An 11,319-nucleotide genomic window follows, 5' to 3' on the forward strand; every position below is an offset into this window, starting at 1 on the left:
GGCCATGAGGTTCTCGCGCTTCTTCATCGACCGGCCGATCTTCGCGGCCGTCATCTCGGTGATCATCGTGCTGGTGGGCGCGTTCGCCTATCCGACGCTGCCGATCGCGCAGTACCCGGAGATCGCGCCGCCCACGATCACCGTGAACGCGGTCTATCCGGGCGCCTCGGCCGAGGTGATCGCCGACACCGTGGCCACGCCGCTGGAGCAGGAGATCAACGGCGTCGAGGACATGCTCTACATGTCCTCGTCGTCGACGTCGGACGGCCGGCTGACCGTCACCATCACCTTCAAGCTGGGCACCGACCTGAACGCCGCCCAGGTGCTGGTGCAGAACCGGGTGGCCTCGGCCGAGGCCCGGCTGCCGGAGGAGGTGCGCCGCCTGGGCGTCGTGACACGCAAGGCCGCGCCGGACCTGCTGATGGTGATCCACCTCTACTCGCCCGACGGCTCGCGCAGCCCCGAGTACATCTCGAACTACGCGACGCTGCAGCTGCGGAACCAGCTGGCCCGGCTGGAGGGCGTGGGCGACGCCCAGATCTTCGGCGCGCGCGACTATGCAATGCGCGTCTGGATCGACCCGGACAAGGCCGCCGCCCACAACCTGACGGGGGGCGAGATCGTCCAGGCGCTGCGCGCGCAGAACGTCCAGGTGGCGGCCGGCACGGTGGGCGCCCCGCCGTTCTCGGACAACGGAGCGGCCTTCGAGCTGAACGTCTCCACCCAGGGCCGCCTGGTCGATCCGGCGCAGTTCGAGAACGTGATGATCAGCGCCGCGGACGGCCGGGTGGTGCGCGTGCGCGACGTCGCCCGCGTCGAGCTGGGCGCCCAGGACTACAACATCAACGCCTACCTGGACCGCGGCCAGAAGGCGGTCGTCATCGGCATCGCCCAGCGTCCGGGCTCGAACGCGCTGGCCACCGCCGAGGCCGTGAAGAAGACCATGGAGCAGGCGAGCGAAGGCTTCCCGCCCGGGCTCGAGTACACGATCATCTACAACCCGACGGAGTACGTCGCCGAGAACATCAAGGAGGTGCGCAAGACCCTCCTCGAGGCGGTGGTCCTGGTGGTGCTGGTCGTGATCGTCTTCCTGCAGACCTGGCGGGCGGCGATCATCCCGGTGCTCGCGATCCCGGTGTCGCTGATCGGGGCGTTCTCGGTGATGGCGGGCTTCGGCGCCTCGCTGAACAGCCTGTCGCTGTTCGGGCTGGTGCTGGCCATCGGCATCGTCGTCGACGACGCCATCGTCGTGGTCGAGAACGTCGAGCGGAACCTCGCCGCGGGCATGTCGCCGAAGGAGGCGGCCTACAAGACGATGGAGGAGGTGGGCGGCGCCCTGATCGCCATCGCCCTCGTCCTCGTGGCCGTGTTCGTGCCGACGGCCTTCATCACCGGCATCTCGGGCCAGTTCTACAAGCAGTTCGCCCTGACCATCGCGAGCGCGACGGTGATCTCGTGCATCGTCTCGCTGACGCTGTCGCCGGCCATGGCGGCGCTGCTGCTGAGGCCGCACGACCACCACGCGCCGGCTCCCGCCGGCTGGCGTGCGCCGTTCGCCCGCTTCGGGCGGTGGTTCAACCACACCTTCGACGTGCTGAGCGACCGCTACGGCAAGCTGACGGCCCACACCGTCAGACGGGTGTCGGTGATGCTGATCGTCTACGGCGTGCTGCTGCTGGTCACGGTCTGGCGGTTCGCCGCGACGCCTACCGGCTTCATCCCGGCGAAATGACCTGACTTTTCCAGCCGTCTGATTTTGTGAGGGAAAAGAAGGGTCCATTCCGCCGTGTAGGAAGTGTGCAGGAATCCTCCTGCACAGGCCGGGCGAAAGCGCCCAACCTTGGCAATTCCTAGCGATTCCCGCAACGGCTGGCGACAGCCTGTTGCGCTGGCCTGGGGGCCAGTTGGCAAGGAGGCCCGAGGCCGGATGGCGGCGGGCCGGAGCCCGCCGCTGCTGGGAAGGCGCGTCATGCGGCGCCCGCCTCGGGCCGGGGCTCGATAAGCCGCAGGACGATCCGGCCGGTGAGCGGGACCGCATCGCAGTTGAGGTTGAAGCCCTTGCCGTCCTTGTTGGGCCAAGCTGCCCCGATGGGGGTCCAGATCGAGGCGTCGCCGTCGCCGGTGACGCGGTAGAGCCGGTGCGTCGGGCGCCGGGGCTCGGCTGAAGACTGGGGGCGTTCGGCGGAGGTGGTGGACTTGGCGGTCATGGGAGAGGCTCCTTCAATCCAGCCGCGGGACCATCCCGCGGCTTCATGGTGAGCCCCAGCGACAGGCCAGGAGCCGGCGGTCACACCCCGCGCGCAGCGCGCCCGAAGGGAGCGAGCTGCACGGAGCCGAAGGCGGAGGAAGCGAGCTGGGTTGATCGGCGGCGGGCCTGGCGCACAACGCTCACAGTTCGAAGCCGCAGAGGTTCCGCTACTCCAAGAAGAGGAGAACTTGCCCGCCGGCAAGGCCCTGGCCCGCTATGACACGCGTCCCTGAGGCTCAGACAGAGCTTCCACGAACGAAACGACAGCAGCCTTGTAGCCCAGAGGCAACCGGCAATAGGCCCGCAGTAGATTGAGCGCCCCCGGCTCGCTCAGCATCGTGGCGATGTCATCGCTGATCCGCGACGCTGCTTCGACGGGCCCGAACAGTTCGACGACGGAGACTCCTAGCGCCGCTGCGATCCGCACCAGCATCGACGCACTCACCCGGTTGGCCCCGCGCTCGTACTTCTGCACCTGCTGGAAGGACACTCCGATCGTCATGGCGAGGGCTTGCTGGGACTGGCCACACATCTTGCGGGCCAAGCGGATACGCGCGCCAACGGCGACATCGACGGGATCGCGGTGGTCGCTCGGCTGACGAGTCATCATGCGCCTTCAACCAAGCCGGCGGCGCCGGTGGCGCCCGACATGACGATGAGGTCTTGTCGGGCGCCCACGATCAGGGCGTGGACCTCCGGGTGCTCTTCGCGCCAGATCAGACGCTCCACCACCGCCAGTCTGGCGATCACCGCCTCCAGGCTAACAGCGCCCGAAGTCGGCAGGACCTCCAGAAGGGCCTCGCGCTTCTCGAACAGCAGGTCCAGGCAGCCGTCGATGTCGCGCAGCTCCTTCGCCCAGGGCAACGCCTGCTGCTCGGACGGGCTGAGCTCGAACCAGCGGTGTTTCTTCGCCAGCCAGCTCTCCAGCTTGGCCCAGCGTGTCTGCAGGCGTTCGATCCTGGCGTTGACGGCCAGCCAGCTTGCGCAGCGTCTGGCGCATTCGTCCGAAGCGGCCGAGGTGGCGATTGGCGGAACGGCCACCACCGTAACGGGCCGGGCAGCACCGAAGGCGGCAACCGATGTCCCCGCGATGACGGCGCGCCGGGAGAGTTCCAGCAGGCGCACGGCCTCTCCGCTCGTCGTTCGACGCGAGCCCATGACTCAGCTTCTCCGGGTGTGTTAGTCGTTTAGTACCACGGGCAGCCGCAAAATCCAATCTAAAAGTACCATGAAAAGCACCAAAAGTACCATATCATGGTGACGGCCGCCCAGATCCGGGCCGCGCGCGCCCTGTTGGGATGGAGCGGCGCCCAACTGGCTGAGGCGGCCGGCATCTCCCTTCAGACCATCCGGCGCATGGAAAGCGACCTGGGGCCTGGCCGCAGCTCAGCCGCCAACGTCGATGCGGTGCGACGCGCTCTAGAGATGGCTGGCGTTCAGTTCTTGGAGCCTGACGATGTTCTTGGAGGCGGACCCGGTGTGCGGCTCAAGCCGGGTCTGTAGGCATCCGGCGGATCGACCGCACGAGACGGAGGCCAGATGACCGGCCTCCGAACGCGGCTCTAGATGTTCCCATTATGTTCTAGTTGTGATAGATTGCGGGACGGCTGGTGAACCATGTCTGATGGAAGCGCGATCGAATGGACGGATGCTACTTGGAACCCGGTGACGGGTTGCACGAAGATCACGCGCGGCTGCGACAACTGCTACGCAGAGCGCTTTTCAGAGCGCTGGCGCGGCGTAGCTGGCCACCCCTTCGAGTTCGGCTTTGATCTGACGCTGCGGCCTGACCGGTTGGAACAGCCCCTCCGGTGGAAGCGGCGCCGGATGATCTTCGTCAATTCTATGAGCGACCTGTTCCATAAGAACGTGCCTCGGGCCTTTGTCGACCGCGTATTCGATACGATGGAGACAGCGGACTGGCATGTCTTCCAGGTGCTGACGAAACGCAGCTCCCTCATGCGAGACTACCTGCGGTTCCGCTACGGCGATCAGCGCGGACCAGCTCACATTTGGTGCGGCGTATCAGTCGAGGACGCCGAGGGTGCAGCCCGGATCAAGCATCTTCGGGCCAGCCCTGCCGGCGTGCGGTTCCTGTCGATCGAGCCGCTGATCGGAGCCGTCGGTCAAATCGATCTGGGTGGAATCGACTGGGTGATCGCGGGGGGTGAGTCAGGCCCAGGCGCCCGCCCCATCCATCTCGAATGGGTGCGCGAAGTCCGCGATCAATGCGTGGAGCAGAACGTCGCCTTCTTCTTCAAGCAGTGGGGCGGCATACGGCCCAAATCGGGCGGGCGCGAGTTGGATGGCCGGGAGTGGAGCGAATTTCCCGGCGTGCAGGCGGGCGTCCTCTAGTGCCGGACATAGAAGTCGCAACCCTACGAGACATTCAGCTTTCTGGTCCTCGATCTGGACCGCAACGGGCCGTGGCTGGCGACTCAAGCCGCCTTTCGAGCGCAATTCTTCACTCACCACCGCCGTATGTCGTTCAAAGCCCTGAACGACGGCCTCCGGCGCCGCGCACTCGCACCGTTCCTGCGGCTGGCGAGCTTGGTAGACGGGGTGCTTGTGACCTTCGCGGTCGATAAATCGGAGCGACCATATATCGGCGTCGACGATGAGGTGCGCGAGGAGCTGCGCGCCTTCTGGAAGCCGGCGGTGGCGGATCGGCTGATGTGGGTGATCTACCTAAGCGTCTTCCTGGTCAGCGGTCTATCGGCGGCCGGCCAGGACGTGATGTTTATCATCGACGAGGACGAGGTGGCGGCGAATGTGCCGCAACTCACCAAGCTGACGGAGCTGTTTGGGCGGGCTCACTCCAACCAGGGAGGCCCGATGATGGGCCATCTCCGTTGCGGCACAGCGAAGTCCGACGACGGCAGTCTTGCTCTGGAAGACCTCGTGGCCATTCCTGACCTGGCCGCCGGCGCCGTTAGCGAGTTCACGGACGTCCTTCGGCGCCACGGGGCAGGCCCGCTGTCAGGCCTGATCCAGCGGCTTCCGCCAACGCTGATCTGGAAGACAGGGATCATCATGCCGTGGCTGAGCGCCCGCGACCAATCACTCACCCGACTGACCTGCATTATCGACGGATCGTCAGGATCAACGACTTGGCGGGCGACGATCCCGGAGTGGTACGTCGTAGATGACCCTATGCGGGTCCAGGTGTGAACATTACAACAGGCGTTCGCTCTCAGGATTTGGGACCGCTCCCGCCCGCGACAACGACCTTGCAAGTCTCCGCCTTCTGCATCTTCTCGGCCGCCTTCAGGCATCCCTCCAGCGCAGGCCGGTTGTCGCGCCAGAGCTGCGCGCCGCTGACGACGGTTTTCCAGGACGCCGGATCGGCCGACTGCATCAGGCGCGAGCCCGCCTCCCATCGGTCCAGATGGAGCGTGGCCGCAGCCATCTTCTCCGGGACCTGCCAGCTCTGCGGGAGCAGACGCGCGAGCGGCCCAGCCAGGATCCCCCACAGAACCGCGCCTGCCACGAGTCCGCCCGCGCCCGCGTAGACAACGGCGTTGCGCTGGGCCTCGCGGGACCGCAGCTCACCCGCGAACCGTGCGACGTCGCGCGAGGCGTGGTCTACGGCGGCGACGGCGTGCCGAAGGTCCGGCTCGATCACGCGGCGCAGGGCCTCCGCCGCCTCCTTGGCCTGGCTGTTGAAGCGCTCCGGCGTGAGCTGTAGGGCCGGATGGGTCTCGATCTTCCTGATTCCCCCGATGATCGCCGCGAACGTCTCGCTAAAGTCCGGCGCCTTGCCGCGCATCCGGGTCGGCAGGCGCTCGATCTGGACTCCGAGTTCGGCGACCTCACGCCGGAGCTGCTCGAAGGCCTCGGCGGCGTCCTGCGGTTCCTGCTGATCCCCCATGAGTGCTCCTATCTGGAAAGGCCGCGCGACCGGTCGATGGTCCGGGCCAGCTCCCGGCCGATGTCCTGGCCTCGCGCCGGCCCTAAGGCCAGTTCGCGGCGCCGCTCGCCGAGCGCGGCCATCAGCTCGGCGTCACGTCCGAGGCCCTTCGCCATCGCCTGCATGCGGCGCTCCACGGCCTGCTGCGCCGGGCGGTTCTCGAAGCCCTCGAGCTCGGCACGACGCGCGCCCAAAGCCTTCCAATCGGCCACGAACCGCTCGGCCCGAAGCTGCGGATCGGCGCGGACCTGGGCCTCCCGCGCCATCGCCTTGAACACCGCCTCCAGTCCGCCGGGCTGATCGACGCCGCTGGCGAGGCCGGGACGGCGCTCGAGCGCGCTCTTGAGGTCCCTCGCGGCCGAAGGGCTGGCTCGCTCCAGCGTGTCTGCGGCTCGCTTCAACGCCCGATCCTGATGGGGAAGCACCGGCAAGCCACGGGCGCGCATCCGCCGCACGTCACCGAAAGCGCGCGCATAGCCCTCCATGCCCTCGGCCAGGTCGCGCCGCATGGTCGGGCTCGCCGGATAGCTTTTTTCCTTGCCAGGTTGGCGTTCCGGTCGCGCCCGTGGCTTGAAGTCGGCGAACAGCCCCCGCTTGGGCCCGTCGCGCGCCTTGAGGATCTCGCGCTGGATCGCGCGCCGCTCCGCGAAGACCTCGCCGTAGTCCAGCGTCGTGTCCTTGGCCCGCTCGCGGCCGAGTGTGCGCACAAGCTGTCGCCGATCCGGGAAGTCCTCGGCGGCATAGTGGATCGCCAGCGTGTCACGATGGCGGCTCGCCGCCACATACGTCGCGTGCCGGTCCAGGCCGCCGGTGGCGAGCACATGTGCGCGATCCACGGTGACGCCCTGGCTCTTGTGGATGGTGGACGCATAGCCGTGGTCGACGTGGGCGTAGTCTTTCAGGTCGAACGCCACGCGGCGATCCCCGCCGTCCAGGCGCACCGTGACGCTGGAGCCTGTGACTTGCTCCACTGTCCCCAGGGTCCCGTTCTTCACGCCCAGGGAGCGTTCGTTGCGAAGAAAGAGCAGCCGGTCGCCGGATGCGAAAGCCCGCTCGCCACGCTCGGTCTGGAGGATGTGGTCGGCGCCGAGTTCGCCTGCCTCGCGCATGCGGGCTCGCGCGAGCTGGTTGAGTTCGGCCACGTCCGCCCGCGTGTGCGCGAGCATGATCTGGCTCTCGCCCGGCTGTGCCCTCCGCGCCGCGTCCCAACCGTCCACCAAAGCCGCTTGCGCGTCCGCCCGCGTCGCATGGGCGTGGACCACGCCGGCCGCTTCGTAGCGATCCAGCGCAGCGCCGGTGCGGCCGGTGGCCAGTTCGCGTGTGGCCTGCCGCTGCCAGTCCTGGCGCTGGCGGCGGATTTCGGTGATCTCCGCCGCGCCGTGGCGTTCGGTGAGCGCCCGGAACGCCGCGCCGGCCTCGATCGCCTGGAGCTGCTCGGCATCGCCCACCAGCACCACCTTGGCGCCGGCACCCTCGGCCGCCGCCAGCACCCGGTCCATCTGCCGCGAGCCGATCATGCCCGCCTCGTCGATCACCAGCACGTCGCGCCGAGTGAGCTGCTCGCGGCCCTGGCTCCAGGCGTGCTCCAGGCTGGCGATGGTGCGCGAGGCGATGCCGGAGCCGCCCTCCAGGCTTTCTGCCGCAATGCCGGAGAGCGTCGCGCCGCGGACCTGGTAGCCCTCGGCCTCCCAGGCCTCGCGGGCGACGCCGAGCATCGCGCTCTTCCCGGAGCCGGCGTAGCCCACCACCATCGCCAGGTCCGTTCGGCCAATCACGTGCCGCAGGGCGGTGCGCTGCTCCTCGCCCAGCGCGAGCCCTGACTTCGCCGCCCGGTCGATCGCCTGTTCACGCGTGTCCCACCCGACGCCGTGGCCGCGCCGCTCGGCGAGCCGGTGGGCCGTGCGCTCCAACCGGTTCTCGGTCGCGATCATGTCGCGCGTGCTGAACCGGGCCTCCCCGCGGGCGTCACTTCCGAGCGCGACCAACTCGGAGGAGGCGCGCATCGCGCTCATCGCGCGGCGGAACTGTTCGGAGTCGACCGTATGGCGATGGGCGAACCGCATCAGGTCGCGGTCGGTGAAGGTGCTTTGCTGGCGGGTGATGGCGTCGAGGGCGACGGACGGATGCGCCGCGATCAGCTCGCCGTTGCGCCGGGCGATCTCGCGGTGCTCGGCCAGGCGCTCGGCAACTTCGCCGCGCTCAGACCGGCCGGACGCGGCGGGGCCGATCTTGTTCTGCGGTTCAAGGCCGATGCCCTGGTCTTTGAAGCTGCGATGATCGACGCTCGCGTCGATGTCGAGTTCGGCCAGGCGTTGGTTGACGTGGTCCGCCCAGGCCGCGCGCCAGTCGGTGAGAAGCTCGGTACGGTTCCAGTCGCGGACCTTGCCGCCGAACCCCTCGGGGCCGGCTTCGCGCATCGACAGCATGACGTGGGCGTGGGGCTTGGGCTCGCCGTCTTCGCCCACGTCCCAATGGACGTTCAGGTCGGCGACCATGCCGCGCGCCACAAACTCGCGCTGGACGAAGTCACGCGCGAGGGCGACGCCCTGCACCTGATCCAACTCACGGGGGATGGCGAATTCCACTTCGCGCGCGAGCTGGGCGTCCTTGCGCTTTTCGACGCCTTCGACCTCGTTCCAGAGCGTCTCGCGGTCCTGCCACCGCTCGGGCGCGCCTTCCGGCGCCATGACCTCGGAATGGACGACGCCGGCCTTGTTGGTGAAATCGTGGTCCCGCCCGAGCCGCTGATCATGCAGGCGGCTGGCCGCACGATAGGCCGCCGCCGCCACGGCGCTGGAGCCGTTGGCCCGGCTGATGACCTTGGCGCTGAAGTGGTAGATGGCCACGGCGGCCGTCCTTCCCCGACAGGGCCGCACACGTCGCGCAGCGACGTATAAGCGCGCACTCACGACTTTCGTTTCGCTCGTGACGGGTGTTTTGCCGAATTTCGCGCGCAGTTCACAACTTACGGCTGCTGAAGTATCTTGAAGTGGGGGCTTTGGCGCAACGACGGAGCGGCCCCATGCGCAAACCCCGAGACATCGACGCCGAACTCAAGGCCCTCCAGGAGAAGGCCAAGGGTCTGAAGGCGCGCAAGGTCAGCCAGCACGGCGAGCTGGTCGCCGCCACCGGCGCGGACCAGCTCGACCCCGACACCTTGGCCGGCGTGCTGCTGGCGGCGGTGGAGACCAAGGACGCCGCCCAGCGGGAGGCCTGGCGCAAGCGCGGGAGCGCCTTCTTTCAAGGCCGGTCGGGAAAGGCTGCTGGAGCATCTGGATCGAACAGCGCGCGGCCTGGAGCGGACGGCGGCGCTCATGCGCCGGGCTGAGGCGGCCCACGCGCGCCAGGACGAACGGGAATGGGCCGTGGAGCGCCGCGCCCGCACGCGGCAGCTCATCGAACTCGGCGGCTTGGTGCAGAAGGCCGGTTTGGTCGATCTGCTGAAGGATGATCGCGCCGCGCTTTACGGCGGCCTCCTGGAGTTGGCCTACCAGCTCCAGGAGGACCAGGACGGCCGGCTGCCCGATCTCTGGCGGCGGCGTGGCCGGCGCGCCTTCCAGGCGGACGCGCCGGAAGCGGCTCACGGGCCGTCATGAGATACGTCTCGCTCGCGGTCTACATCGTCGTCGGCTTCCTCATCGGCAACACGATCGCCGACCTCATCGTGGGGATCGCGATCCCGACCTGGCGCAACCACCTCGGCCAGTCCTTGCTCATCCTCCTCATCGGCGGCGCGGGCGCCTTCGGGGGTTGGACCTCGTGGCGGCTGAAACGGTCGTCCACGCAGTCCGACGTGCATGGCTCCGCGCGCTGGGCGACCGACCGCCAGGTTCGCGCGACCCTCGGTCGTCCGGACGGACTGATCGTCGGTCGCGAGCCCAAACGTGGCGGCCAGCTTCTCCGCTATGACGGCGCCGCCCACCTGATGACCATCGCGCCCACGCGGTCAGGCAAGGGCGTCGGCGCCATCATCCCGAACCTGCTCACCGCAAAGCGCGCGATCATCTGCGTCGATCCGAAGGGCGAGAACGCCCGCGTCGCCGCACGCGCCCGGGCGCGGTTCGGTGAGGTGCATGTACTCGACCCGTTCGAGATCACGGGCGAACTGTCCGCCGCCTACAATCCGCTCGATCTGCTGAACGCCAATAGCCCGGACCTGGCCGAAGACGCCGCGCTACTGGCCGACGCCCTAGTCTACGATCCGCCGGCGCATGTCGGCGAGGTGCACTGGAACGAAGAGGCCAAGGCGCTGATCGCCGGCCTGATCCTCCACGTGGTCTGCAACCGCGAGGCCGAGCAGCGCACGCTGGGCGAGGTGCGAAGCCTCCTGACCGCGAGCCCGGAGGAGCTGTCGGCGACGCTGACGGAGATGCAGGCCAGCCCCGCCGCCGACGGTCTGGTGCGGCGCGCCGCCAACCGGCATCTGGGCAAGAGCGACCGCGAGGCCTCGGGCGTTCTCTCCTCAGCGCAGCGCCACACGCATTTCCTCGACAGCGCCCGCATCACCCGCGGCATGTCGCGCTCGGACTTCCGCTTCGGCGAGCTGAAGGCGGGCCAGTCTACGGTCTTCCTGGTGCTGCCGCCCGAGCGGCTGGAGACGCACGCGCGCTGGCTGCGCCTGCTGGTCGTCCAGGCGCTCCAGGACATTGCCCGGACGCCCGGAAACGGCGGCGCCCCGGTGCTCTTCCTGCTCGACGAATTCGCCGCGCTCGGCCGCCTCGAACCCGTCGAGCGGGCCTTCGGCTATATGGCGGGATACGGCGTACAGCTCTGGCCGATCCTCCAGGACATGCACCAGCTCTGGAGCACCTACGGCGAGCGCGCCGGGACCTTTCTCTCCAACGCCGGCATGGTCCAGGTCTTCAACGTCGCCGACATCGAGACCGCGAACTGGGTGTCCCGCTCGATAGGCGCCACGACGGCGGCCTACGAGACCTCTGGCGCCAGCACCTCGCGCGCCCCGAACCAGTTCTTCAGCACGCACAGCACGTCGACCACGACGCACCTGGCGCGCCGCGACCTCATCGCGCCGGACGAAATCATGCGGCTCGACCAATCATTGGAGATCCTACTGCAACCCGGCCTGCCGCCGATGTGGGCATGGAAGGTGCGGCATTTCGCTGATCCGGAGTTTGCGGGGCTGTTTGCGCGGTAGGGCCGC

12 protein-coding genes are annotated in these 11,319 nt (G+C 68.3%); 7 read left to right on the forward strand and 5 right to left on the reverse strand.

Annotated elements, in window-relative coordinates; translation table 11 throughout:
- Positions 1-4 precede the first annotated feature (4 nt).
- The gene (locus ACO2Q0_RS11545) at positions 5-1,732 is read left to right on the forward strand and encodes an efflux RND transporter permease subunit (protein ID WP_423351673.1); all 1,728 of its coding nucleotides are present in this window, start codon (positions 5-7) and stop codon (positions 1,730-1,732) included.
- 235 nt (positions 1,733-1,967) lie between these two features.
- On the opposite strand, the gene ACO2Q0_RS11550 is transcribed toward ACO2Q0_RS11545, so the two are convergent.
- From ACO2Q0_RS11550 to ACO2Q0_RS11560, 3 genes are all read right to left on the reverse strand, one after another.
- On the reverse strand, positions 1,968-2,207 hold the full coding sequence (locus tag ACO2Q0_RS11550; RefSeq protein WP_423351674.1) for a hypothetical protein: 240 nt from the start codon (positions 2,205-2,207) through the stop codon (positions 1,968-1,970).
- Positions 2,208-2,462: 255 nt separating this feature from the next.
- Positions 2,463-2,858: a helix-turn-helix domain-containing protein gene (locus tag ACO2Q0_RS11555; protein ID WP_423351675.1), complete on the reverse strand. Its 396-nt coding sequence runs from the start codon at positions 2,856-2,858 to the stop codon at positions 2,463-2,465.
- Positions 2,855-3,289, reverse strand: coding sequence for a hypothetical protein (locus ACO2Q0_RS11560; RefSeq protein WP_423351676.1), 435 nt, complete (start codon positions 3,287-3,289; stop codon positions 2,855-2,857). The genes ACO2Q0_RS11555 and ACO2Q0_RS11560 overlap by 4 nt, the downstream gene beginning before the upstream one ends.
- A gap of 213 nt (positions 3,290-3,502) precedes the next feature.
- Between ACO2Q0_RS11560 and ACO2Q0_RS11565 the strand changes: the two genes are divergently transcribed.
- From ACO2Q0_RS11565 to ACO2Q0_RS11575, 3 genes are all read left to right on the forward strand, one after another.
- Positions 3,503-3,751, forward strand: a complete 249-nt coding sequence (locus tag ACO2Q0_RS11565; RefSeq protein WP_423351677.1) for a helix-turn-helix domain-containing protein — start codon at positions 3,503-3,505, stop codon at positions 3,749-3,751.
- A 114-nt stretch (positions 3,752-3,865) separates the two neighbouring features.
- Complete coding sequence (locus ACO2Q0_RS11570) at positions 3,866-4,603, forward strand: DUF5131 family protein (protein WP_423351678.1); 738 nt, start codon at positions 3,866-3,868, stop codon at positions 4,601-4,603.
- A gap of 126 nt (positions 4,604-4,729) precedes the next feature.
- Entirely contained in the window at positions 4,730-5,419 is a 690-nt protein-coding gene (locus tag ACO2Q0_RS11575) for a hypothetical protein (protein ID WP_423351679.1), read from the forward strand.
- Positions 5,420-5,441: 22 nt separating this feature from the next.
- On the opposite strand, the gene ACO2Q0_RS11580 is transcribed toward ACO2Q0_RS11575, so the two are convergent.
- Complete coding sequence (locus ACO2Q0_RS11580) at positions 5,442-6,119, reverse strand: DUF6118 family protein (RefSeq protein WP_423351680.1); 678 nt, start codon at positions 6,117-6,119, stop codon at positions 5,442-5,444.
- A gap of 8 nt (positions 6,120-6,127) precedes the next feature.
- Entirely contained in the window at positions 6,128-9,004 is a 2,877-nt protein-coding gene (gene traA, locus ACO2Q0_RS11585; protein WP_423351681.1) for a Ti-type conjugative transfer relaxase TraA, read from the reverse strand.
- 176 nt (positions 9,005-9,180) lie between these two features.
- On the opposite strand from traA, the gene ACO2Q0_RS11590 reads away from it, so the two are divergent.
- Genes ACO2Q0_RS11590 through ACO2Q0_RS11600 form a run of 3 tightly spaced genes read left to right on the forward strand, consistent with a single transcriptional unit; the run spans position 9,181 to position 11,313 of the window.
- Positions 9,181-9,486 (forward strand): conjugal transfer protein TraD, encoded by a 306-nt coding sequence (locus ACO2Q0_RS11590; protein WP_423351682.1) that lies wholly within the window; start codon positions 9,181-9,183, stop codon positions 9,484-9,486.
- Complete coding sequence (locus ACO2Q0_RS11595) at positions 9,473-9,754, forward strand: conjugal transfer protein TraD (protein ID WP_423351683.1); 282 nt, start codon at positions 9,473-9,475, stop codon at positions 9,752-9,754. Before ACO2Q0_RS11590 ends, ACO2Q0_RS11595 begins: the two co-directional genes overlap by 14 nt.
- The gene (locus ACO2Q0_RS11600) at positions 9,751-11,313 is read left to right on the forward strand and encodes a type IV secretory system conjugative DNA transfer family protein (RefSeq protein ID WP_423351684.1); all 1,563 of its coding nucleotides are present in this window, start codon (positions 9,751-9,753) and stop codon (positions 11,311-11,313) included. Before ACO2Q0_RS11595 ends, ACO2Q0_RS11600 begins: the two co-directional genes overlap by 4 nt.
- Positions 11,314-11,319 lie beyond the last annotated feature (6 nt).

Origin of the sequence: Phenylobacterium sp. VNQ135 (assembly GCF_049445735.1) — a bacterium.
Taxonomy (GTDB): domain Bacteria; phylum Pseudomonadota; class Alphaproteobacteria; order Caulobacterales; family Caulobacteraceae; genus Phenylobacterium.